Genomic DNA, 24,421 nt, shown 5'->3' with positions numbered 1-24,421 from the left:
TCTTGTGAGGCTGAGACCTCAAGTCTTTCGACGAAACCACGTCCACCTCTCAGTCTTGAGAGGAAATATCGTCGGGGCGCCCGAAACGGCAGCCAACCGCGCCGCCGCCTCTTGCATTTATGCGTTTGGGACAGCATAGGGCGCGTTGAGGCCATCGCCTTTTCTGAGGCGAACTAGAGTATGCCGCGTGAACAGGAAGCCAGGAGGAACATGCCGTGACGACTGTGATTGATGGCAAGAAGGTCGCCGCTTCGGTGATCGAAAGCGTGAAGGCCGCGACCCGTGCGCTCGAAACGGATGCCGGCGTTCGTGCAGGTCTCGCCGTCGTGATCGTCGGCGACGATCCGGCAAGCCACGCCTATGTTTCTTCGAAGAGCAAGATGGCCAAGGAGTGCGGCTTCCTGTCGGTCCAGCATACCTTGGCTGAGGCAACGACCCAGGAAGAGCTCGCTGCACTCGTGGCAAAGCTCAACGCCGACCCCTCTATCCACGGCATCCTCGTGCAGCTGCCGCTGCCGAAACATCTGAATTCAGAACCCATCATCCAGTCGATCCTGCCCGAAAAAGACGTCGACGGTCTGCACGTCGTCAATGCCGGCAAGCTTGCGACCGGCGATCTCGAAGGCGGTCTCGTCTCCTGCACGCCGGCCGGCGCCATGGTCTTCGTGCGCCAGACGCACGGCGACGATCTCTCCGGTCTGAACGCCGTCGTCATTGGCCGTTCGAACCTGTTCGGCAAGCCGATGTCAGCGCTGTTGCTCGCCGCCAACGCGACGGTCACGACCGCACACTCGCGCACCAAGGATCTGCCGGCCGTCTGCCGCAACGCGGATATCCTCGTTGCCGCCGTCGGCCGTCCGGAGATGGTGAAAGCCGATTGGGTAAAACCGGGCGCGACGGTGATCGACGTCGGCATCAACCGCGTACCGGCGCCCGAGAAGGGCGAGGGCAAGTCCAAGCTCGTCGGCGACGTCGCCTTTGCGGAAGCCGCCGAGGTTGCAGGCGTGATCACGCCAGTGCCGGGTGGCGTCGGGCCGATGACCATCGCCATGCTGATGGCCAACACCGTGATTGCCGCCTATCGCAAGGCCGGCCGCAAGCCACCGCGCTTCTGATCCCGGGTCACATGGGATGACGAGACGCGTCGCGATTGCGGCGCGTTTTCATTTTTGCGGGGCCGGTCCCGTCGAGGCGCGCACGATCAGTTCGGCGCGCCAGAGTTCCTGTTCCGGATAGTCGCCGCGCTTCAGGATGCCGCCGATCAGCCGTGTGGCGATCCGGGCGCCGGCGGCCCGGAGCGACGAGCGCGTCGTCGTCAGCGGGATGCTGAAATTCTCAGGCTTCAGCATCGGCAGCACGTCGTCGTGGGCGATCAGCGAAATGTCTTCGCCGATTTTCAATCCCGCCTGGTTGATCGCCCGGACTGCGCCAAGCGCCAGCACCGTACTGGAACAGAGCACCGCCGTCGGCGGCTGCGCATTCTGCAGGAAGGGCTGCATGCTGCGATAGCCGTGCTCGTCGGTCATCAGCGAATGTTGGACCAGCGCCTCGTCGAGCGAAAGGCCGTGTTCGGCGAGCGCCCGCAGCATGCCCTTTTTCCGGCGAATGGAAAAAGCCAGATATTCCGGCCCGTTGATCAGCGCGATCCGCTGGTGTCCGAGCTGTATGAGCAGCCGTGTCGCGTCGTAGAAGGCACTCGTATTGTCGATGTCGAGGAATGGGTAGTCGCGGCTTTCGCCGATCGACCGGCCATGGACCACGAAGGGGATCGACAGCGATTTCAGCATGGCGATGCGCGGATCGTTGGCGCGCATATAGGCAAGGAACAGCGCATCGACATTGCCGCTTGCCGCCAGGCGCCGGAAGGTCACTTCCTCGTCCTCCGGCGCGCTCGGATTGAGCACGAAGTGGAAGTCGTGCTTGACCGCCTCTTCCGCCAGCCCCGCCAGGAACTCGCCGAAATGCACGTCGGAATCGATGCCGGGCGCAATCGGCATGACCATGCCGATCGAATAGGCCTTGCCGGTGGCAAGCCGCTGGGCGGCGCGGTTCGGCCGGTAGCCGGTTTCGCGTACGGCCTCAAGCACGCGCTGGCGGGTCTCGGCATTGACTTCCGGATAGCCGTTCAAAGCCCGACTGACCGTCGTCTGTGACAGGCCGAGCAGTTCCGCAAGTTGCTTGAGATTGACCGCCATGGTCAGGATTCCTCCCAAAGCGCTTTGGATATCCCTATGATTTTTAGTGTTTGGTCCCAGCGCCCAAGGTTTGTGTAGCATCCGTTTTTCGAGCAACAAAGCGGAATTCGACCATGGCGCGGTGCAAAACGATACCGCAGAGCACAAAAATGTCGCCGCTAGAGCAGGTTTCGGGAAAGCTCTTGACTCCTTCAGTGTCGCAATGGTTTGTTAGCGAACTCAAAGCGCTTTGAATTTTTGCGCATTGACGTCTGCCCGGGGGGATCCGGGTTCATCTTGGGAGGAGAAAGACGTGAAGAGATCATTGCTGTTGGGCGTGGCCGCCTTTGCCCTGATTGCGGGTGCAGCCGGCGCCGCCGACCTCAAGTTCAAGCCGGGCGAAGATAGCAAGTTCAACTGGGCGAGCTTCGAGGAATTCAAGAAGGGCCACGACCTCAAGGGCCAGACGCTGACGATCTTCGGCCCCTGGCGCGGTGAGGACGAGGCGCTGTTCAAGAGCGTCTATGCCTACTTTACCGAAGCGACGGGCGCCGAGATCAAGTACTCCTCGTCCGAAAACTACGAACAACAGATCGTCATCGATACCCAGGCCGGAAGCCCCTCCGAAGTCTCCATCCTGCCGCAGCCGGGTCTGATCGCCGATCTCGCCTCCAAGGGCTATCTGACGCCGCTGGGCGACGACACCCAGAAGTGGCTGCTCGACAACTACGCCGCCGGCCAGTCCTGGGTCGATCTGTCGACCTACAAGGGCAAGGACGGCAATGCCGCGCTCTATGCGTTTCCCTACAAGATCGACGTAAAGTCGCTCGTCTGGTACTCGCCCGAGAACTTCGAAGACGCCGGCTACGAAGTCCCGAAGACCATGGAAGAGCTGAAGGCGCTGACTGAGAAGATCGCCGCTGACGGCGGCAAGCCCTGGTGCATCGGCCTCGGTTCGGGCGGCGCGACCGGCTGGCCGGCGACCGACTGGGTCGAAGACATGATGCTGCGCACCCAGCCGGCCGATGTCTACGACAAGTGGGTCAAGAACGAGATCCCGTTCACCGATCCGGCCGTCGTCGGTGCGATCGACGAGTTCGGTTGGTTTGCGAAGAACGACAAGTTCGTCGATGGCGGCGCTACAGCCGTTGCTTCCACCGACTTCCGCGACAGCCCGAAGGGCCTCTTCGCCTCGCCGCCGAAGTGCTACCTGCACCACCAGGCGTCGTTCATCCCGTCCTTCTTCCCCGAGGGCACCAAGATCGGCGAGGATGCCGACTTCTTCTACATGCCGCCCTACGAGAGCAAGAAGGAACTCGGCAATCCGGTGCTCGGCGCCGGCACGCTGGCGATGATCACCAAGGATTCGCCCGCCGCCCGCGCCTTCATCGAATTCCTGAAGACGCCGATTGCCCATGAAGTCTGGATGGCGCAGACGAGCTTCCTGACACCTTACAAGAGCGTCAACGTCGACACCTACGGCAACCCGCCGCTGAAGAAGCAGGGCGAGATCCTCCTGAACGCCACCACCTTCCGCTTCGACGGTTCCGACCTGATGCCGGGCAAGATCGGTGCAGGCGCGTTCTGGACCGGCATGGTCGATTTCGTTGGCGGCAAGTCGTCGGCTGACGTTGCCGACGGCGTTCAGAAGGCCTGGGACGCCATCAAGTAACACCGGATGACGGGCGGCAGAGATGCCGCCCGTTGCCGATGCGGGTTCGCTGCCAGGAGAGGACGGAGATGCGAAAGCAGCTTTCCGTTCACGGGAGAGGTGGGGCACCCCAATGAGAACGGCGACAATCGCCAGCCCTGCACGCGACCGTGCACCGAGGGGGAGGGACATGTCATGTTGTTTCAGCTTCTAATAGCTGCAGGGTTCATGTTGGGCGGGGTGATTGGCTGCGCCGCCTACTTCTGGGGAACCAGCTTCATTCTCGACCTGATCTTCCCGTCGAAAGGGAAATCCGGCGCCGTCGCCTCGAGAAACCTGCGCATCACCAACGCCATCCGCCCATGGCTGTTCCTGGGCCCGGCGCTGTTCGCGCTGACGATCTACCTTATCTATCCGGTCTTCATGTCGCTCTGGTACAGCGTTCATGATCGCGCCGGCCAGAACTTCGTCGGCTTCAGCAATTATGTCTGGATGGTCAACGACGGCGAGTTCCGCCAGTCGATCTACAACAACTTCCTCTGGCTGTTGGTGGTCCCGGCGCTGGCGACGTTCTTCGGCCTGATCATTGCCGCGCTCACCGATCGTATCTGGTGGGGCAACATCGCCAAGACCTTGGTCTTCATGCCGATGGCGATCTCCTTTGTCGGCGCCGCGGTCATCTGGAAGTTCATCTACGATTTTCGCCCCGAGGGTGCCGAACAGATCGGTCTGCTGAACGGCATCGTCGTTGCCTTCGGCGGCGACCCGCAGGCCTGGATCACGCTGCCCTTCTGGAACAACTTCTTCCTGATGGCGATCCTCGTCTGGATCCAGACCGGTTTTGCCATGGTCATTCTGTCGGCCGCCCTTCGCGGCATCCCGGAGGAAACGATCGAGGCGGCCGTCATCGACGGCGCCAATGGCTGGCAGATCTTCTTCAAGATCATGGTGCCGCAGATCTGGGGCACGATCGCCGTGGTCTGGACGACCATCACCATCCTGGTGCTCAAGGTCTTCGATATCGTTCTCGCGATGACCAACGGCCAGTGGCAGAGCCAGGTGCTTGCCAACCTCATGTTCGACTGGATGTTCCGCGGTGGCGGCGACCTCGGTCGAGGGGCGGCCATCGCCGTCGTCATCATGATCCTCGTCATTCCGATCATGGTCTGGAACATCCGCAATGCGGCCAAGGAAATGAAGGGGCACTGAGATGAATCCAGCGACACGTTCCCCTCTCATGTGGGTCGTCCACCTCTCGGTCTTCTTGATCGTCGCACTCTGGACGCTGCCGACCGCGGGCCTCCTGATCTCGTCCCTGCGCGACAAGGATCAGCTCGCCGTCTCCGGCTGGTGGACGGCGCTTTCGACCTCGTCGCAGAACATCGTCGTTCGCGCACCCGGCCCGGACGCCCAGGTCGAGCGCGACGGCAAGTTCGTCATTTCCGGCAACCTGCTCGACGGGCAGGCGGGGCAGATCTCGGCCTTCGGTTTCAACAGCCGTGAGCCGACCGCATTCAAGGCCGGTGAAACCGCCGAACTCAACGACGGCGAAAAGCTGACCGTGCAGGCCGACGGCAATTTCGAGATCGTCTCCGATAAGAAGATGGAAGGGTCGCGCGGCCAGCGCGTCTTCGTCACCGCGTCCTCGCCGCCACGCTTCACTTTCGAAAACTACGGCGAAGTCTTGAGTGCCGAAGGCATCGGCCGCTCCTTCATCAACTCGCTGACCGTTGCCATTCCCGCGACGATCATCCCGATCATGATCGCCGCCTTCGCAGCCTATGCGCTTGCCTGGATGCCGTTCCCGGGGCGGGCAATCCTGATTGCCGTCGTCGTCGGTCTGCTCGTCGTGCCACTGCAGATGTCGCTGATCCCGCTCTTGAAGCTCTATAACGGCGTCGGCGCCTTCTTCGGCGTGCCGGCCAAGACCTATGTCGGCATCTGGCTGGCGCATACCGGTTTCGGCCTGCCGCTGGCGATCTATCTCTTGCGCAACTACATGGCCGGCCTGCCGCGCGAAATCATGGAATCCGCCCGCGTCGATGGTGCCAGCGATTTCGATATCTTCGTCAAGATCATTCTGCCGCTGTCCTTCCCGGCGCTCGCCTCCTTCGCGATCTTCCAGTTCCTCTGGACCTGGAACGACCTCTTGGTCGCCATCGTGTTCCTGGGCGCCGGTCCGGACGAACTGGTTCTGACCGGTCGGCTCGTCAACCTGCTCGGTTCACGCGGCGGCAACTGGGAGATCCTGACGGCCTCCGCTTTCATTACCATCATCGTTCCGCTGATCGTCTTCTTCAGCCTGCAGCGCTATCTCGTGCGCGGCCTGCTGGCGGGTTCGGTCAAAGGCGGCTGACAATCCAGGGACGTCCAGAGAAAATGAGCATGACCGAAATGAGCACTTCCACTTTGCAGGCTGATCGGGACTGGTGGCGCGGCGCGGTGATCTACCAGATCTATCCGCGCTCCTACCAGGACTCCAACGGCGACGGCATCGGCGACCTCAAGGGCATCGTCGCCCGGTTGCCGCATATCGCCGCGCTGGGTGCCGACGCAATCTGGATTTCGCCGTTCTTCACCTCGCCGATGAAGGACTTCGGTTACGACGTCTCCAACTACACCGATGTCGATCAGATCTTCGGCAGTGTTGCCGATTTCGACGCGGTCATCGCCGAGGCGCACCGCCTCGGCATCCGGGTGATGATCGACCTCGTTCTCTCCCATACGTCGGACCAGCACCCCTGGTTCGTCGAAAGCCGATCGAGCCGGACGAATGCCAAGGCCGACTGGTACGTCTGGGCGGATTCCAGGCCGGACGGCACCCCGCCCAACAACTGGCTGTCGATCTTCGGCGGCTCGGCCTGGGCCTGGGATCCGACGCGCCTGCAGTACTACATGCACAACTTCCTGACCTCGCAGCCGGACCTCAACCTGCACAATCCGGAGGTTCAGGACGCGCTGCTGGCCGTTGAGCGTTTCTGGCTGGAGCGCGGCGTCGACGGCTTCCGCCTCGACACCATCAACTTCTACTTCCACGACAAGCAGTTGCGCGACAACCCGGCGCTGGCGCCGGAGCGCCGCAACGCCCAGACCGCGCCGGCGGTGAACCCCTACAACTACCAGGAACATCTCTACGACAAGAACCAGCCCGAGAACCTCGAATTCCTGAAGCGCTTCCGCGCCGTCATGGACGAGTTCCCGGCGATCGCTGCGGTCGGTGAAGTCGGCGACAGCCAGCGCGGGCTGGAGATCGCCGGCGAATACACCTCCGGCGGCGACAAGATGCAGATGTGCTACGCCTTCGAGTTCCTGGCGCCGGATCCGCTGACACCGGCGACGGTCGCCGAGGTTCTCCGGAACTTCCAGAAGGCGGCACCTGAAGGCTGGGCCTGCTGGGCCTTCTCCAACCATGACGTCGTGCGCCACGTCAGCCGCTGGGGAGCGGGCGTTGCCGATCGCGACGCCCATGCAAAGCTGCTCGCGAGCCTTCTGATGTCGCTGCGCGGCTCTGTCTGCATCTATCAGGGCGAGGAACTGGCGCTGAGCGAAGCGGAACTGGCCTATGAAGACCTGAAGGATCCCTATGGCATCCAGTTCTGGCCGGACTTCAAGGGGCGCGACGGTTGCCGCACGCCGATGGTCTGGGACGGTGCTGCTGTCAACGGTGGCTTCGGCAGCGCAAAACCCTGGCTGCCGGTGCCGGCCGAACACTTGAAGCGCGCCGTGTCGGTGCAGCAGGGCGACGACGCGTCGGTGCTCGAGCACTACCGCCGCTTCCTGCAGTTCCGCAAGGCGCACCCGGCCTTTGCCAAGGGCGAGATCGAATTCCTGAACACGGATGGCTCGGTGCTTGCCTTCGTGCGCAGCCACGGCAATGAAAAGCTTTTCTGCCTGTTCAACATGAGCGGCGCACCGGCTGCAGCCACGCTGCCGAATGAGCCGGTGGCTGCGTTGGAAGGCCATGGCTTCGTGTCCGAGGTCAAGGATCGAACAGTTCACCTGCCGGCCTGGAGCGCCTATTTCGCGCGGCTGGTGTGACGGCGGATGACAACAGGGATAGACGGGAAAAACCGAAGGGGAGCGTGCAATGACGGGTCTGCTGCTTAAAGATATCCGCAAGTCCTACGGCGCGGTCGATGTCATTCACGGCATCAATCTCGACATCAAGCAGGGCGAGTTCATCGTCTTCGTCGGCCCGTCCGGCTGTGGAAAGTCGACGCTTCTGCGCATGATCGCGGGTCTCGAGGAGATCACCGGCGGCGACATGTTCATCGACGGCGAACGGGTCAACACCGTGCCGCCGTCGAAGCGCGGCATCGCCATGGTGTTCCAGTCCTATGCGCTCTATCCGCACATGACCGTCTACGACAACATGGCCTTCGGCATGCGGATCGCCAAGGAAAGCAAGGAGGAGATCGACCGTCGCGTGCGCAACGCCGCCGATATCCTGCAGCTGACCAAGTATCTCGACCGCCTGCCGAAGGCGCTCTCCGGCGGCCAGAGACAGCGTGTTGCCATCGGCCGCGCGATCTGCCGCGACCCCAAGGTATTCCTGTTCGACGAGCCGCTGTCGAACCTGGATGCGGCTTTGCGTGTCGCCACACGCATCGAGATCGCCAAGCTCAGTGAGCAGATGGCGGACACGACGATGATCTACGTTACCCACGACCAGGTGGAGGCGATGACGCTCGCCGACCGCATCGTGGTTCTGTCGCAGGGCCATATCGAACAGGTGGGCGCGCCACTCGAACTCTATGAGCGCCCGGCCAATCTCTTCGTCGCCCGCTTCATCGGCTCGCCGGCGATGAACATCATCCCGTCGACGGTGACGGAGACCGGCGCGCAGACGACGGTGAAGCTGACCGGCGGCAAGAGCGTGACGCTCGATATCCCGACCGACTCGTCGCAGAACGGCAAGACTGCGAGTTTCGGCGTTCGCCCCGAAGACCTTCAGGTCAGTATCAGCGACGACTTCCTGTTCGAGGGCACGATCTCGATCGTCGAAGCGCTCGGCGAAGTGACGCTGCTCTACATCGAAGGCCTCGTCGACAAGGAGCCGATCATCGCCAAGATCCCCGGCATCCTGCCGGTTCAGCGCGGCGACAAGGTGCGCTTCACCGCCGACAAGGCCAAGCTGCACCTTTTCGACGCCGATGGTCGCACCTATCGCCGCTGATACGAGCAGGCTCTCCCGTCGAACCCGCCCGTAAAATCGGGCGGGTTTTTTCAATGCACCCTGCGGATCAAACCCTCTGTTAAATCTCTGCCGCTAGTCTGTTTCAAAAGGGGATACGGAAAGGCATTTCGATGAGAGGCGCGGCGCCGGTGATGTACCAGCACTTCCTGAACAAGGAAGAGTCCTTCATGTACGATCGGGAAACCAACTTCCCGATGGAGGACACGCGGAACGAAGCCCGCATCGAATATACCGAGAAGGGCATGACCCAGCTGAGCTCGCGCCGTTGCGAGATCATCAAGCTGTCGAAAAGCGGCGCGTTGATCGGTATCCTCACGCAGTACCAGCTGCCGGAGAACTTCTACCTGGATATTCCGAGCGCGCGCATCCAGATGGTCGGCTGCCTTTTGAAGCGGGTGCATGCCAACAACGTCATCGAGGCGCGCTTCCTGCGCATGCTGACGGACCGCGACCTCAATCGCATTTTCGTCTACAGCACCCATCCGAACCATCGCAACCGCACGCTCGACATCTATCGCTGAGGTGCCGCGCCGGACTTGACGGCCCTGCCGCGCTCAATGGATGGTTGTGGTCTCAATCAACGGGATCGGACCTGAACCATGCAGCGACCCTATCGGCTTTCCTGCCATTGCGGCGATATCGCCGTCGAAGTCGACGAAGAGCTGACCGGTCTCGTCGACTGCAACTGCTCCACCTGCCGGCGCTCCGGCTTCCTGCATTGGAAGGTGGATGCCGCAAAGGTAAAGCTCTTGACCGAAAAGCGCCGCCTGTCGAGCTACATCTGGCGCGGCCTTAACGAGGGGCATCATTTCTGCCCGACCTGTTCGACGCCGATCATGCGCAGCGGCTATCCGGATAACAAGATCTCGATCAATGCGCGCTGCATCGAGGGGGTCGATGTCTTCACGCTGGAAATCGAGCGCTATGACGGGCGCAACGACATGTTCCCCGGGCCACTGCCCTGAGCTTTTCACGATCGTTTGAAGACCAAGCGCCGCCCCAATGGGAGCGGCGCTTTTTATGTCAGTGGAAGAGAACGCTGGCGCCCTGATCAGCCGCACCCGCGATCGCGCGGAAGGGCGCGAACAGTTCGCGGCCCATGCCGAAGTCGTTGTCCGAAAGATCCGCATGCGCGGGCACGCGTGTCTTGAGTGCGATGTCCTCGACCAGCACCTCGATCGTTCCGGCAACAGCGTCGATGCGGACGATATCGCCTTCCTGGATGCGAGCGATCGGGCCGCCGTCCTTGGCCTCCGGCGTCACGTGGATCGCCGCCGGCACCTTGCCGGAGGCGCCGGACATGCGGCCGTCCGTCAGGATGGCGACGCGCTGGCCGCGGTCCTGCAGGATGCCGAGCACGGTCGTCAGCTTGTGCAGTTCCGGCATGCCGTTGGCCTTCGGGCCCTGGAAGCGCACGACTGCGACGAAGTCGCCCTCGAGCTTGCCGGCCTTGAAGGCGGCGTTGAGTTCGGCCTGGTCGTGGAAAATCTTGGCGGGCGCCTCGATGATATGACGATCCGGCTTGACGGCAGAGATCTTGATGACGGCCTTGCCGAGATTGCCGGTCAGCATCTTGAGGCCGCCGGAGTGCTGGAAGGGCTGCTCGATGGTCGCAAGCACCTTCGGATCAGCGCTTTCTTTCGGCGTCGGCACGCGTTCGACATTGCCGTCGGCGCCGAGGCGTACGTCGATCTTGTAGGCGTCGAGACCCTGGCCGACAACTGTGCGCACGTCGTCGTGCAGCAGGCCGGCGCGAAGCAGCTGGCTGATCAGGAAGCCCATGCCGCCGGCGGCGTGGAAGTGGTTCACGTCGGCAAGCCCGTTCGGATAGACGCGCGCCAGCAGCGGCACGATGTCCGAGAGCTCGGAGATGTCCTGCCAGGTCAGCACGATGCCAGCTGCCCGCGCCATGGCGACGAGGTGCATGGTGTGGTTGGTCGAGCCGCCGGTCGCATGCAGGCCGACGACGCCGTTGACGATCGAGCGCTCATCGATCATTTCGCCGGCCGGCGTGAACTCGTTGCCCATGGCGGTGATCGCCAGCGCACGCTTGGCCGCTTCCTTGGTCAGCGCGTCGCGCAGCGGCGTGCCCGGATTGATGAACGAGGCGCCGGGCAGGTGGAAGCCCATGATCTCCATCAGCATCTGGTTGGAGTTGGCGGTGCCGTAGAAGGTGCAGGTGCCCGGTCCGTGGTAGGACTTCGATTCCGCTTCCAGCAGTTCGTCGCGGCCGACCTTGCCTTCGGCGAACAGCTGGCGAACCCGCGCCTTCTCGTCGTTCGGCAGGCCCGAGGTCATCGGACCGGCGGGCACGAAGATCGCCGGCAGGTGGCCGAAGGTGAGCGCTGCGATCACGAGGCCCGGCACGATCTTGTCGCAGACGCCGAGATAGACGGTGGAATCGAACATGTTGTGCGACAGGCCGACGCCGGCCGCCATCGCAATCAGGTCGCGCGAAAACAGCGACAGCTCCATGCCCGGCTGGCCTTGCGTGACGCCGTCGCACATGGCGGGCACGCCACCGGCAACCTGGGCGACGCCACCTGCCTCGCTGGCCGCCTGGCGGATCAGCGCCGGGTAGGTCTCGAACGGTTGGTGCGCCGAGAGCATGTCATTGTAGGAGGTGATGATGCCGAGATTGGCCACGCGGTCGCCCGCAAGCGCTACCTTCTCGGCGGGGGAACAGACGGCAAATCCATGCGCCAGGTTGCCGCAACCGAGCACGCTGCGATGCGGACCGCTCGATGCCGCCCGGCGGACGCGATCGAGATAGGGCTCGCGGTGGGGTTTCGAGCGCTCGACGATGCGAGCCGTGATCGAGGCAATGCGGGAATCGGCGGACATGGCAAATCCTGTTCCGGAGTCTTCGGACTCCTCATCTTCATCCAGTCATCGTCCGGAGCGCGGCGAGCTTGGGAGAGCGCAAGCCGCGTCCCGGCGTTTCTCAGAAACACCTGTCCAATCCGACGGGAGCGCGCCACCGGCTGAACGTGTCTCCAAAGTTCCTATCGGGCCGGTTCGGCCCAACATTATTCCGATCTACGGCGCCCAGTAGATCTGCACCGGCGACGCGGCGCGGCGCAGCATCGCGCGGATCGGCATGTCCTTTTCGTCGCCGGCTTCTTCGGCCTTGGCGAGAACCGTCTTCTTGCCTTCGCCCTCGATGTGCAGCACCAGAAGCCGTGCGTCCTGGAGGCTGGCAAAGGTAAAGGTCAGGCGGGTTTCGCCCGCACCCTCGGCTTCCATCGTGATCACGCCGCGCGGCGTTGCCGGATCGATGGCGCGCGCGAGTTGCGATCCGCCCGGGAAGAACGATGCGGTGTGACCGTCCGTTCCCATGCCGAGGATCGCCACGTCGAACGGTGCGCCGATCTTCGCCGTTTCCCGGCTTGCGAGATCAGCTGCCGCCTCAGCCGTCGGGGCCGCCTGGTAGAGCGGCAGGAAGGTTGCTGCAGCCGCCTTGCCCTGAAGCAGGTTGGCCGCAACGAGACCATGGTTGGAGCGCTCGCTTTCCGGCGGCACGAAGCGCTCGTCGACCAGCGTCACCGTCACCTTGTCCCAGGCGATGTCCTTCTTCGACAGCGCCTGGAAGAATGCCTTGGGCGTGGAGCCGCCGGAGACGGCGATGCTCGCGGAGCCGCGTGCGGCAATGCCGGCGGCGAGCGTCTGGCCGACGGCATCGGCAAGGCCTTGCGCCAGTGCTGCGCCGTTTTCGAATGTATGAAGCTTAGACGTCATCGGCGCACCTATATCGCGTCGTTCCAGGTCCGGCCGTCACGCTCGATCAGCGCGATCGACTGGCTCGGGCCCCAGGTGCCGGCGGTGTAGCCCTGGACCTGCTGTCCGGTCTCTTCCCAGGCCTTCAGGATCGGATCGACCCACTTCCATGCGGCCTCGACTTCGTCGCGGCGCACGAACAGCGTCTGGTTGTTGCGGATGACGTCGAAGAGCAGCCGCTCATAGGCGTCCGCATTGCGCACCGCAAAAGCCTCGGCGAAGCTCATGTCGAGCGAGACGCTGCGCAGACGCATGCCGCCCGGGCCCGGGTCCTTGATCATCAGCGACTGCTTCACGCCTTCGTTCGGCTGCAGGCGGATGACCAGCTGGTTGGCCGAGATACGGCCGGCATTGTTGTCGAAGATCGAATGCGGGATCTGCTTGAAGGTGATGACGATTTCCGACATACGGCCGGCAAGGCGCTTGCCGGTGCGAATATAGAAGGGCACGCCGGCCCAGCGCCAGTTGCTGACCTCGGCCTTGATCGCCACGAAGGTTTCGGTGTTCGAGACGCCGCCTTCGAGCTCTTCGAGGTACCCCTTGACCGGGCCGCCAGCCGAAGCGCCGGCGCGGTACTGGCCGCGCACCGTCACCTGCTCGACATTCGACGAGGTGATCGGTTTCAGCGCGCGCAGAACCTTGAGCTTCTCGTCGCGCACCGCTTCGGCGTCCATCGAGGTCGGCGCTTCCATGGCGACGAAGCAGACGAGCTGCAGGATGTGGTTCTGCACCATGTCGCGTAGCGCGCCGGCCTTGTCGTAGTAGCCGGCGCGGTTTTCAAGTCCGACGGCTTCCGACACGGTGATCTGCACGTGGTCGATATGGGCGGAGTTCCATAGCGGCTCATAGAGCGCGTTGGCAAAGCGCAGCGCCATCAGGTTCTGCACCGTCTCCTTGCCGAGATAGTGGTCGATACGGAAGATCTGCTCTTCGCGGAAGACCTTGCCGATCGTGTCGTTGAGTTCGGTCGCAGACGCAAGGTCGCGGCCGATCGGCTTTTCGACGACGATGCGGGTGTTCTTGGTGATCAGCTTGTGGTCGCGGATGCGCTCGGAGATGTCGCCGAAGATCGCTGGGCCGACGGCGAGATAGAAGGCGCGAATGCGCTCCTTGCCCTCTTCGAGGATCTTCTTCAGCGCGTCCCAACCCTGGTCGGACTTGGCGTCGACGGAGACGTAGAACAGGCGTGCAGCGAACTTCGCGACTTCCTCTTCCTTGTACTCTTCCGGCTTCAGATGTTCCTTCAGCGCGTCGACGGCAAACTTGCGATAATCCTCATGGCTGAGTGCCGCGCGCGAGGCGCCGATGATGCGCGTCGGCTCGGTGATCTGGCCTTCCAGTTGCCGGTGATAGAGCGCCGGCAACAGCTTGCGCTCCGCAAGATCGCCGGTGCCCCCGAACACCACATAGTCAAATGGTTCGACGGGAATGATCTGGCTGCTCATGGGATATCTCGATCTGTTCAGGTCAGGGGCACATATAATCTAATCGATTTAAAGGCGCTAGTGCGGGATGAGGAAAAGTGCGTGCGGTTTTCCGCCCGCATCCCGCATTATCTTCTAACTATCGAACACGTTTATGATTTTGGGTCGAGCCGACCCAAAATCATCGTGATCTCAAGCGCGGCGCAATAAAATGCCGCCGCAAGCCTTCTTCAGAACCTGTCGCGTAATGCGTACCAGCTAAGCGCGAAGAAGAGAAGGGCGGAGCGGAACCGGGTTCCGCCCGGAAAAGCCGGAATTTTCAGCGCCTTCAAGAGGTCGAGCTCGGTGTCCTTGCCGAGCGCGAGATCCGCATAGAGCTTGCCGCAATAGTTGGAGAGCATCACACCGTGGCCGGAATAGCCGCCGATCGAGGTGACGCCAGGCATGACCTCGCGACAGAAGGGCGTGCGCGGCATGGTAATGCCGACGGAGCCGCCCCAGGCATGGGTGATCTCGACATTGGCGAGCTGCGGATAGATCTCGCTAATCTGCCGGCGGATATGGGTGGAGATGTCGCGCGGATTGTCGGCGGTATAGGCTTCGCGGCCGCCGAACAGAAGCCGTCCATCCCGTGACTTGCGGAAGTAGCGCACGACGAAGCGCGAATCGTCGACCGACTCACCACCGGGAATGACGTCAGGGTGGTCCGAAAGCACCGTCGTCGCACCGATGAAGGAACGGATCGGCATGACATGGCTGGCGCTCACCGGCTCCAGGTTGCCGATATAGGCATTGCAGGCGACGAGCACGCGGTCGGCGGTGATCGTGCCGCGGTCGGTGGTGATGACGATCGCGCCGCCCTGGCGGTCGATCTTCAGGGCCTTGGTCTGCTCGAAGAGGTTGGCACCGGCAAGCGCTGCCTGTTTCGCAAGGCCGACCAGCAGCTTCATCGGGTGGATGTGGCCGGTGCCGGCATCGCGAATACCGAAGTGGTAATGGTCGGATCCCAGCCGGCTTGCGGTTTCCTCGCGCTCCATGAAGGTCAGGTGCGGATAGCCGAAGCGTGTCGCCATCGCCTCGGCATGGTCGCGATAGTCTTTTTCGAGGCTTTGCTTGTGCCCGACCGAGAGTTGGCCGGGCACGAATTCGATGTCGATCTCGTGCGCGTTCGCAAAGTCGAGCACATATCGCTTGGCGTTCTCGGCCATGTCGAACAGCGCCTGCGCCCGTTCGTGGCCGAGGCTCTCTTCCGTCTCGTCCGCCCAGGCGCGCTGACCTGTGCCGAACTGGCCGCCATTGCGGCCAGAGGCACCGTCGCCGAAGCGGCAGGCGTCGATCAGGGTGACGTCGACGCCTTGCTTGGCAAGGTTGTAAGCCGCCTGAAGTCCCGTATAACCGCCGCCGACGATCGCGACATTGGCTTTCCGCGATCCCGGCATGGGCGGATAGTCCGGTCGGTCCGGAACAGTCGCCTCATACCAGGAGTAACCGGGCGAGATCGGGCTTTGCCAGGGCATGGAGAACCTCTGAGGTCAGACGTTGAGAAGCAGGAATTCGCGCTCCCAGGGACTGATGACCTGCATGAAGGTCTCGAACTCGCCACGCTTGACGCCGGCATAGATGGCGATGAACTCGGGGCTGAGCACATCTGCAAGCGAGGGCGCCGATTCCAGCAGCGCAACGGCTTCGAGCAGGCCGCGGGGCAGGTCGATCTCGCCCTCGTTGGCCGTGTCCTCGGTCGGCGCCGTCGGATCGCGCTGTTCTATGATGCCGAGATAGCCGCAGGCGAGCGAGGCCGCGAGCGCCAGATAGGGATTGGCATCCGAACTCGGCAGCCGGTTCTCGATACGCCGGGCGACCGGCTCCGACACGGGGATGCGGAAGGCGGTGGTGCGGTTGTCGTAGCCCCAGGCGGTGTTGACCGGCGCCGACATGTCGGGCGTCAGTCGGCGGAAGGAGTTCACATAGGGCGCCATCATCACCAGCGTGCGCGGCACATAGTGCTGCATGCCGCCGATGAAGTGGAAGAATTCCTTCGATGCGGAACCGTCCGGGTTGGAGAACAGGTTGCGGCCGGTGTTGATCTCGACCACCGACTGGTGAATGTGCATCGCCGAGCCCGGCTGGCCCTGCATCGGCTTCGCCATGAACGTGGCATAGATGCCGTGTTTCAGCGCCGCCTCGCGGATCGTCCGTTTGAACAGAAAGACCTGGTCGGCCAGCTCGATCGGATCGCCATGGCGCAGGTTGATTTCGAGCTGCGCCGGTCCTTCTTCGTGGATCAGCGTATCGATCTCGAGACCCTGCTTCTCTGAGAAGTGATAGATGTCGTCGATCAGTTCGTCGAATTCGTTGATGCCGGCGATCGAATAGCCCTGGCCGCCGAGGATCGAGCGACCGGAACGGCCTTTCGGCGGATGCAGGGGATAGTCGGGATCGTCATTGGTGGCGACGAGGTAGAATTCGATCTCGGGTGCGACGACCGGCTTCCAGCCCTTCTGCTTGTAGAGATCGACCACGCGCTTCAGCACGTTGCGCGGCGTGTAGCTGATCTGCTCGCCCTGCGAGCCGACGATGTCGCAGATCACCTGCGCCGTCGGGTCGGTCTCCCAGGGAACGACCGAAAGGGTCGAGAGATCGGGCACGAGCTTGATGTCGCTGTCGCGGGAATCGTAGCGGAACTGGCCGGTTTCATCAGGATATTCGCCCGAGATCGTATGGCGGTAGACGGCCGAGGGCAGCGCCAGCGAGGTGTTGGAGGTGAACTTCGAGGTCGGCATCATCTTGCCGCGCGGAACGCCGGCGAGGTCGGGCGTGATGCATTCGACGTCTTCGATGCCGCGGATCTTGAGCCAGTCCGTGGCTTCCTTCCAGGTCTTCACACCGCGGAGGGAGTGGAGGGCGGGGGGTATTTTCGAAGTCTTGCTGATTTTCGTTGTTTGTTGGGCAGCACTTCTCTTTGAGGGCATAAATCACCGGTTTTGGCTTCGGATAGCGCATCATAACCACAGATTGGCAATTGGCTAGATGGGCTTGATCATTGACTTTCTGCTTTGCCCCCGGAATGGAAGGACAAACGAGCGGAGTGTTTCGTGGCTGAAAAGACAGATGTGGTCATCATTGGCGCCGGTGCCGCCGGCATGATGTGCGCCATCGAGGCGGGCAAGCGCGGCCGCCGCGTGGCCGTGCTCGACCATGCCAAGGCGCCCGGTGAAAAGATCCGCATCTCCGGCGGTGGCCGCTGCAACTTCACCAATATCCACGCGGGGCCGAAGAACTTTCTGTCCGCCAATCCGCATTTCGCAAAGTCGGCGCTGGCGCGCTACACGCCGCGCGATTTCCTCGCTTTTGTCGAAAAGCATGGCATCGCCTGGCACGAAAAGACCCTCGGTCAACTCTTCTGCGATCATTCGGCGAAAGACATCATCAAGATGCTGCTGTCCGAAATGCGCGACGTGCATGCCGATCTTCGCCTCGAAACGACGATCGAGAGCGTCGAGCGCCATGGCGCCGGCTTTCGCGTGATGACGGGCGAGGGACCGATCGATGCGCAGTCGCTGGTCGTTGCCAGCGGCGGCAAGTCGATCCCGAAGATGGGGGCGACCGGGCTTGCCTACCGGATCGCCGAGCAGTTCGGCCTCGGGCTCATCGAAACGCGTCCCGGTCTCGTGCCGCTGACGCTCGATCCGGCGCAGCTCGAAGCGATCGGTGATCTGGCCGGCGTCGCTGCCGATGCGGAAGCGCGATCCGGCAAGACGGCGTTCCGCGAGGCGGTGCTGATCACCCATCGCGGCCTGAGCGGCCCGGCCATCCTGCAGATTTCCTCCTATTGGCGCGAGGGGCAGGAGATCGTGCTCAGGTTGATGCCCGACATCGACATTGCCTCCCTTCTCAAGGATGCGAGGCGCAGTCACGGCAAGCAGGCGGCGCAGACGGCACTCGGTGATATCCTGCCGCGGCGGCTGGCACAGTTTTTCGCCGACGGCGCAAAGCTGACCGGGCGCCAGCTGGCCGATCTCTCGGACAAGACCATCAACCAGCTTGCCACCTCGATACAGGCCTGGACCATCAAGCCAGCCGGTTCGGAAGGCTACCGTACGGCCGAAGTCACGCTTGGCGGCGTCGATACCAACGGGCTCGACTCCAAGACGATGCAGGCAAAGGCTGTGCCGGGGCTCTATTTTATTGGCGAGTGCGTCGATGTGACCGGCTGGCTCGGCGGCTACAATTTCCAATGGGCCTGGGCGTCGGGCTTTGCGGCCGGCCAGGACGCCTGATTTCCCTGGTTTTGGCGGGGCGAGCTTCAGTGATTGTTAATATATCTCGCCGAACCTTTATCCTTGTCGGCACAGCCGGCAGTTGGTGGGATCGGATTGTCGCGTAAACGGAAATAACACTGTTTCTGATTTTTTGACTTTCTTCCGCCACGGCATGGCTGCAATATAACTGTGACGGGCAATACGGGTCATGCGGACCCAGCGTTGCCGGTCAATGTGACAAGGACAGGATGCCATGAACCAAATCCGCCGCCGTCCCCGCGCCATCGCGATCGCCCGCACCGATGAAAGCCGTCAGCAGAAGGCCGCACTCACGCGCCTCGCCTTGATTGCATTCTTTGCCGTTGCCGCCCTCGCAGCCCTTCCGGCTCTCTGGTTCTAAGTTCAGGGGATCGGCCTTAAGCGGCCGCCTCTTGGGCGCATTTGACGCGTCCGCGCACGCCTACGGATTTTCTGCCGCGGGTTGAATGCGCTTATACAAATTTTAATCGTTCAAAACAGATAGTGCGACGATGTGAGTTTCGTCAGGTTCACGTTGCCGAGGAGTGGCGCCGTGGATCCGCAATGATTGCCGACGGACTGGCGGTGTGCGCCGCATGATTTTTCGAAAAACATCAGCCTGTTTGCGCATCGGGTGGCTCTCGATCGTTCGCACATTCACGCCCTGTCGTTGAGTGCGGAGACCTAGCGAGCCGTCGGGGGAGGCGAATGCGAGCTGCGAGCCAAGGTGTTTTCCATGTTCATCGATAGAATTCTTGCCCGTTTCAAGATCCAGACGAAGGTGCTGTTTTTCATCCTGCCCTTCGTCGTCAGCATCTGTGCCGTCGGTATCACCGGCCTCTATGCATCCGGCCTGCTTCAGGGACGCATGGAGATTTCCAACAGCGTGTTGCAGACCTTGAGCGGGTTCAAGGATGTCTATGCGGGCATGAACGCCTTCCTGCATTCGACCACCGAAGAAACCCGTGATGCCGTGCAGTCGACGATTTCGGCGCAGAAGGACGTGCTCGCCGATACGGCTGCACAGGTCGCCGGCCAGAACGGCCAGGACGAGCTGAAGGCTGCGATCGCGGCGACGAGCGACATCGAGGCCCGCATCGGCGGCCTTTGGACGCTGCACGTTGGCGAGCAAGACCTGCGCACGGCAATGAACTCGAACCTCGACGCCTTGCTGATCGAGCGCGCCAAGATCAACGAAGAATCGAACCGCCTGCAATACGCCGTTCGCAAGAGCGAGAACGCCGCCAAGACCATGTTGCGCGAAGCCGAAAAGCTGATGCGCGCAAGCCGCTTCTTCAACGAGTTCGGCACCGAAGTGAGCAAGGCGATCACGGTCGACGAGAAGCTGAAGGCGGTCAAGGAACGCTTCCCGATGATCGGCCGCACCGAGCGTGATATTTTCCGCCTGCTGCCGAAGGACGAAAAGTCGCTTACCGAGACAATCACCTCGGCTTCGAGCGAGATCGGCTCGATCCTGAAGGCGCCCGCCGGACCGGAAACGCTTGCCGGCATTTCCAAATATGTCGACCGCTTCCGCACGGCGAGCTTCCGCCTGGAAGCGGCATCCGTCGGCAAGATGCGCGACGCCACGCGGATTTTCGCCGAACTCGACGAGCAGATCGTCACGACGGAATCGGTTCTGACCGCTACCCGCCGTCTCTCGTCGTCGATCACCGATATCCAGATTTCCGCCGCCACCTTCATGGGCCTGACGAACGAGAGCAATCGCCAGAAGCTGCTCGACAAGTCGCTCGCCGTTCAGCAGAACATGGCGACGCTTCGCGGTGTCGCAAGCGACGGCGCCTCCTTCGACAAGATCGCCGACACGCTGATGCCGATCCTGACGGCGATGAAGAAGGATGCCGCGGCGCTCGTCGAGATCACCGTCAAGCGCACCGCAGACTTCGACGCCGCAGGACAATCGATCAACCAGATCTGGACCGACCTCACCGAATTTGCCGAACAGCAGAAGGTTGCCGCCGGAACCGAGCGTAACGAGGCGAACCAGATCTCGGTCGCCGCGACCGTTGCCGGTGTCGTCATCGCGCTTCTGGCAGGGATCGCCCTGACGCTGACGCTGAAGAAGCCGATCGGCCAGATCACCGCGGCAATGCGTCGTCTCGCCGATGGCCGCCTCGACACGACGATCGACGGCGACGGCCGCCGCGACGAAATCGGCGACATGGCGCGCGCCCTTGGTGTGTTCAAGGAAAACGCGCTCTCCAAGGTGCGCATCGAGGCCGAAAGCGAAGAGCAGCGGACGCGCGCCGATATGGAGCGCAGCCGCAACGACCAGGAAAAGCGCGAGCTCGATCGCCAGATCGATCTCGCCGTCAGCGAACTAGCTGCTGGCCTTGGCCGCCTGGCCCAGGGCGACCTGTCGCGCCAGATCGACGTGCCGTTCCACGGTCGCCTCGAGCAGCTGCGCCAGGACTTCAACGGTTCGCTGATCCGCCTGCAGGACACGCTCGCCCAGATCCGCGCCAATGCGCAGGCGATCCAGGAGAGCGGCTCCAGCATGCATCATGCGGCAGATTCGCTGTCGAAGCGCACGGAGGCCCAGGCCGCCTCGCTCGAAGAAACCGCGGCCGCCGTCGACCAGATCACCGTCACCGTCCGTTCCTCGGCCGAGCGTGCCGGCGAGGCCAACCATGCGGTGATCCAGACGAAGCGCAGCGCCGACAGTTCGGCGACCGTCGTCACCAACGCGATCGCCGCCATGGGACGCATCGAGGAGGCTTCGCGCCAGATCGAGCAGATCATCGAGGTGATCGACGACATCGCCTTCCAGACCAACCTCCTGGCGCTCAATGCCGGTATCGAAGCGGCGCGCGCCGGTGAAGCCGGAAAGGGCTTTGCCGTCGTCGCCCAGGAAGTGCGTGAACTGGCCCAGCGCTCGGCAGAGGCTGCGCGCGAGATCAAGGGCTTGATCAACAAGTCGACCAACGAGGTCAATGCCGGCTCGCACCTGGTCAAGGAAACCGGCGAAGTACTGGCCTCGATCAGCGCCCAGATCGTCACCGTCAGCCAGCATGTCGAGATGATTGCGACCGCCAGCCGGGATCAGGCCGTAGCGCTCAACGAGGTCAATGGCTCGGTCAACCAGATGGACCAGATGACGCAGCAGAACGCCTCGATGGTGGAAGAGGCGACGGCGACGAGCCGCGCGCTCTCAAACCAGGCCGACACGCTGATGATGCTGGTCGAGCAGTTCCGGCTGGAGCCGGCGGCGGAAGACTACGACACCTACCGGGCAGCCTGAGGCGTCCGGCAAAGGGTTTCGCTGGCGGCAGGCAACGTCGCCAGCCGAAAGCACGGCACCCGATGCCGTGCGATATAACAAGGGCAGGGGCTAACATTGCACCGCGTGGCCGCAGGGCTTCGCGGTGCTTTTTTTATCGGCGCCGGAATTTTTCATCCGGTGCCCGGCAAGTCTGGCGGCAAGCGCTGCGATGCTGCGCTTGAGAAAGCCCGGCGGCTTCGGGTCGAAATCCGCGTCCCAGCGGCGGTTCTTGAGCGCCAGATCCACTATGAAGACCATTGCCATCGATTCCATCGTGATGCTCCTTGGTTGATGGGCATCACTTCTTTTATGCAGCAAAACCAGTTTTACATACATTGGATATCGCTCTATGTTTTTCACCCATGAAAGACATGGATTGGGATATCTATCGCTGTTTCATGAGCGTGGCACGCGCCGGCGGGCTCACCGGAGCAGCGCAGGCGCTCGGGTCCAGCCCGGCGACGGTCGGCCGGCGGATGCTGGAGCTTGAGGAACGCACCGGCCGCACGCTGTTTCTGCGCAGCCAGACCGGCTACCAGCTCACCGGCGATGGCGAACTTCTGTTCGAGCAGCTTCAGGAAATGGAATCGGCGGCGCGCCGGGTCGAGAGCTGGCGCCAGGAAGGCGAGGGCGCGACGGTCCGCATCACCGTCGGCACCTGGATCGCCTGGCTGCTGGCGGAAAACTTTCCGGCGCTCTGCACCGAAAGGGACGGCTTCAGCCTGGCGATAACCGTCGGCGAGACGCGCGCCAGCCTCGCCTACCGCGAGACCGATATCGGCATCCGCGCCTTCGAGCCCGAGGAGGCCTATCTGGCGGCAAGTCCGGTCGGCGACGTTGCCTATGCCGCCTATCGCCGGAAGAACGCGCTGCCGGGCGCGAGCGCGCGATGGGTGGCGGTCGGCGAGGAGGAGGCGATCTCGGCCTATCTGCGCTGGCCGCACGAACAGATGAAGGGGGGCTGGGAGGGACGGATCGTCGCCACGGTCACGCGGCCGCGCTCGCTGCTCGATCTTGCACGCGCCGGCGCCGGCTGTGCGGTGCTTCCCTGCTTCGTCGGCGATCTCGATCCGATGCTGGAGCGCGCCGGCGAGGAGATCCCGGCGCTCCGGCACCGGCAATGGATCGTCATGAACAACGAGGACAGGCACCGCAAGGAGATACGAACGGTGGTCGATCGCATGACGAAGCTCTTGCGCAGTCACGTGGATATCTTTGCCGGAAAGCGACCGCGCCGCAGCTGAGACAGGCAAGCCCCTGTTGGCTCCGGTTGCAGGGAACGCCGCCGCCTGGGTGCTTCGTGGGTACGGATCAGCGCATCAGCAGCTTGACGAGTGCGGCCTGCGAATTGACCCGGGTTTTGGCATAGATGCTTTTGAGCTGCGTTCGGGTCGTCTCGTAGCTGACGCCGTTGGCCTGCGACATTTCCTTCAGCGTCAGGCCGGCGGCGATGCCGCAGGCAATGCGGATTTCAGCCGGGGTCAGGCCGTAATTGTCCTTCAGATGGTCGTGCCTGAGATCGCCGATGAGCGACGTTGCAGGCTCGATCAGAACCGCAACCGTCGGCCCGTCGAGAAGCTCGGTAAAGATGGTGGCGTTTCGCCGGACCAGGGTAACGCGGAAGGCGCCGTGTTCGGCGGTCCTGACGACGCGCAGCTGCGGCTGCGCCGGGGCGCCGACCGGCGAGGCCAGAAGCTCGAGTGCCGCATTGGTTTCCGGTTCGTCCATGAACAGACGGCCGTTGACCGCGATCCGGAACGGCGAGCCGTTCGCCGCCATCCGTTCGGCGTTGTGGTTCATCGAGCGGATGCGCAGATTTTCGCCCACATAGATCACGCCGACACCGATCGTATCGAGCAGCGTGCGGCCTTCGTGCTGCTCTGCCATCATCAGGTCGCGCCGCCGCAGGAAGTCGAAGGCGCGCTTCAGGTGGGGTGCAAGGTGCGTGTACTGGTCGGCTGCCTGCTGGTTGAGTTCCTCGTCCGTCGAAGAGGTGCAGGTCGACAGGAGCAAGGTCCGCGTCGGGCTGCGCACGATGGTCACGCCGACGGTGGTCTCGCTGCCGGTCTGGCGCTTCAGCCAGTCATTGTAGAATTCCGATTTCGTCAGCTCCGCGCGCGAGACGATATGCTCTCCCGAGAGGCCGCGCCCCACCGGCACGAGAACCGACTTCGGTATCCAGGGGTTGATCGCCGCAAAGTGATCGTTGAACTGGTCGATGGCATCGGGGGTAAAGCCGGAGACATAGGGCACGCAGGCCGATGGCGACGCGAGGTCATGGTAATGGAGCGCGGAACGCCCGTTGGGCATGGTCGTCGTCAGCCGGTCGAGAAAATCCTGCCAGCCGCAATCGCCAAAGGCGGCGCCGTAGATCAGCTCCGTCAGTTCGGCGGTATCTGCAGGTTTCGTCGAACGATACATGCGTGCCTTTGCCTAAGACAGGTATGCCTAATATAGCCAGGCATCGCAGATTCGATCAACCTGAAATAGTGGAGACAAGCATTCGTTGCGTGCGATACCATCCTGACAACGCAGAATAGCCGGCAAAGCGCCGGCCATTCCAATTTCTCCCACTTTCAATCGCCTTCGGCAAAATCAACCCTTGGTTGCTTTAATCGCTGCAGCCACAGCTGTGTGG

At 62.6% G+C, this 24,421-nt stretch carries 20 protein-coding genes; 12 read left to right on the top strand and 8 right to left on the bottom strand.

What is annotated here, in order from left to right; translation table 11 throughout:
- Positions 1–215: 215 nt before the first annotated feature.
- Entirely contained in the window at positions 216–1,115 is a 900-nt protein-coding gene (gene folD, locus OKW20_RS03715) for a bifunctional methylenetetrahydrofolate dehydrogenase/methenyltetrahydrofolate cyclohydrolase FolD (RefSeq protein WP_429170264.1), read from the top strand.
- A 48-nt stretch (positions 1,116–1,163) separates the two neighbouring features.
- Here the strand turns inward: folD and OKW20_RS03710 are convergent, their stop codons facing one another.
- Positions 1,164–2,195, bottom strand: coding sequence for a substrate-binding domain-containing protein (locus tag OKW20_RS03710; protein WP_043624972.1), 1,032 nt, complete (start codon positions 2,193–2,195; stop codon positions 1,164–1,166).
- 292 nt (positions 2,196–2,487) lie between these two features.
- Between OKW20_RS03710 and OKW20_RS03705 the strand changes: the two genes are divergently transcribed.
- From OKW20_RS03705 to OKW20_RS03675, 7 genes are all read left to right on the top strand, one after another.
- Positions 2,488–3,846 carry an ABC transporter substrate-binding protein gene (locus OKW20_RS03705; RefSeq protein ID WP_429112432.1) on the top strand — a complete coding sequence of 453 codons (1,359 nt, stop codon included), beginning with the start codon at positions 2,488–2,490 and terminating at the stop codon, positions 3,844–3,846.
- Between the two features lie 174 nt (positions 3,847–4,020).
- The gene (locus OKW20_RS03700) at positions 4,021–5,034 is read left to right on the top strand and encodes a carbohydrate ABC transporter permease (protein WP_429112433.1); all 1,014 of its coding nucleotides are present in this window, start codon (positions 4,021–4,023) and stop codon (positions 5,032–5,034) included.
- Position 5,035: 1 nt separating this feature from the next.
- Positions 5,036–6,181, top strand: a complete 1,146-nt coding sequence (locus OKW20_RS03695) for a carbohydrate ABC transporter permease (RefSeq protein ID WP_429112435.1) — start codon at positions 5,036–5,038, stop codon at positions 6,179–6,181.
- Between the two features lie 29 nt (positions 6,182–6,210).
- Complete coding sequence (locus OKW20_RS03690) at positions 6,211–7,863, top strand: alpha-glucosidase family protein (RefSeq protein WP_429170261.1); 1,653 nt, start codon at positions 6,211–6,213, stop codon at positions 7,861–7,863.
- A 49-nt stretch (positions 7,864–7,912) separates the two neighbouring features.
- Positions 7,913–9,001: an ABC transporter ATP-binding protein gene (locus tag OKW20_RS03685; RefSeq protein ID WP_429170259.1), complete on the top strand. Its 1,089-nt coding sequence runs from the start codon at positions 7,913–7,915 to the stop codon at positions 8,999–9,001.
- Between the two features lie 131 nt (positions 9,002–9,132).
- Positions 9,133–9,543, top strand: coding sequence for a hypothetical protein (locus OKW20_RS03680; protein WP_192447810.1), 411 nt, complete (start codon positions 9,133–9,135; stop codon positions 9,541–9,543).
- A gap of 78 nt (positions 9,544–9,621) precedes the next feature.
- The gene (locus OKW20_RS03675) at positions 9,622–9,987 is read left to right on the top strand and encodes a GFA family protein (RefSeq protein WP_043617946.1); all 366 of its coding nucleotides are present in this window, start codon (positions 9,622–9,624) and stop codon (positions 9,985–9,987) included.
- Positions 9,988–10,045: 58 nt separating this feature from the next.
- Here the strand turns inward: OKW20_RS03675 and edd are convergent, their stop codons facing one another.
- The 5 genes from edd to OKW20_RS03650 all read right to left on the bottom strand — a co-directional run bounded on the left by edd (position 10,046) and on the right by OKW20_RS03650 (position 17,192).
- Positions 10,046–11,866, bottom strand: coding sequence for a phosphogluconate dehydratase (gene edd / locus OKW20_RS03670; protein WP_218684940.1), 1,821 nt, complete (start codon positions 11,864–11,866; stop codon positions 10,046–10,048).
- 195 nt (positions 11,867–12,061) lie between these two features.
- Entirely contained in the window at positions 12,062–12,760 is a 699-nt protein-coding gene (gene pgl / locus OKW20_RS03665; protein ID WP_429170257.1) for a 6-phosphogluconolactonase, read from the bottom strand.
- Positions 12,761–12,768: 8 nt separating this feature from the next.
- The gene (gene zwf, locus OKW20_RS03660; protein WP_043617937.1) at positions 12,769–14,244 is read right to left on the bottom strand and encodes a glucose-6-phosphate dehydrogenase; all 1,476 of its coding nucleotides are present in this window, start codon (positions 14,242–14,244) and stop codon (positions 12,769–12,771) included.
- Between the two features lie 209 nt (positions 14,245–14,453).
- Complete coding sequence (locus OKW20_RS03655; RefSeq protein WP_429170255.1) at positions 14,454–15,740, bottom strand: NAD(P)/FAD-dependent oxidoreductase; 1,287 nt, start codon at positions 15,738–15,740, stop codon at positions 14,454–14,456.
- Positions 15,741–15,755: 15 nt separating this feature from the next.
- Entirely contained in the window at positions 15,756–17,192 is a 1,437-nt protein-coding gene (locus OKW20_RS03650; RefSeq protein WP_043617932.1) for a glutamine synthetase family protein, read from the bottom strand.
- 123 nt (positions 17,193–17,315) lie between these two features.
- Between OKW20_RS03650 and OKW20_RS03645 the strand changes: the two genes are divergently transcribed.
- The 3 genes from OKW20_RS03645 (at position 17,316) to OKW20_RS03635 (ending at position 21,762) form a co-directional block, all read left to right on the top strand.
- On the top strand, positions 17,316–18,500 hold the full coding sequence (locus tag OKW20_RS03645; protein WP_043617929.1) for an NAD(P)/FAD-dependent oxidoreductase: 1,185 nt from the start codon (positions 17,316–17,318) through the stop codon (positions 18,498–18,500).
- A 235-nt stretch (positions 18,501–18,735) separates the two neighbouring features.
- Positions 18,736–18,882 (top strand): hypothetical protein, encoded by a 147-nt coding sequence (locus OKW20_RS03640; protein ID WP_192447798.1) that lies wholly within the window; start codon positions 18,736–18,738, stop codon positions 18,880–18,882.
- A 354-nt stretch (positions 18,883–19,236) separates the two neighbouring features.
- On the top strand, positions 19,237–21,762 hold the full coding sequence (locus OKW20_RS03635; RefSeq protein WP_429170252.1) for a methyl-accepting chemotaxis protein: 2,526 nt from the start codon (positions 19,237–19,239) through the stop codon (positions 21,760–21,762).
- Positions 21,763–21,852: 90 nt separating this feature from the next.
- Here OKW20_RS03635 and OKW20_RS03630 read toward each other — a convergent pair whose 3' ends face one another.
- Entirely contained in the window at positions 21,853–22,056 is a 204-nt protein-coding gene (locus tag OKW20_RS03630; protein ID WP_429170250.1) for a hypothetical protein, read from the bottom strand.
- An 89-nt stretch (positions 22,057–22,145) separates the two neighbouring features.
- Between OKW20_RS03630 and OKW20_RS03625 the strand changes: the two genes are divergently transcribed.
- A complete protein-coding gene (locus tag OKW20_RS03625) occupies positions 22,146–23,027 on the top strand; it encodes a LysR family transcriptional regulator (RefSeq protein WP_429170248.1) in 882 nt (293 codons plus the stop codon).
- Between the two features lie 67 nt (positions 23,028–23,094).
- Here the strand turns inward: OKW20_RS03625 and OKW20_RS03620 are convergent, their stop codons facing one another.
- Entirely contained in the window at positions 23,095–24,204 is a 1,110-nt protein-coding gene (locus OKW20_RS03620; protein WP_429170246.1) for a helix-turn-helix transcriptional regulator, read from the bottom strand.
- Positions 24,205–24,421: the final 217 nt, after the last annotated feature.

The sequence above is a fragment of the Ensifer sp. LBL genome, assembly GCF_050435225.1.
Lineage (GTDB): Bacteria > Pseudomonadota > Alphaproteobacteria > Rhizobiales > Rhizobiaceae > Ensifer.
Note: the sequence above shows the minus strand (reverse complement) of the source record. Positions and strands in the feature narration are given on the sequence as shown.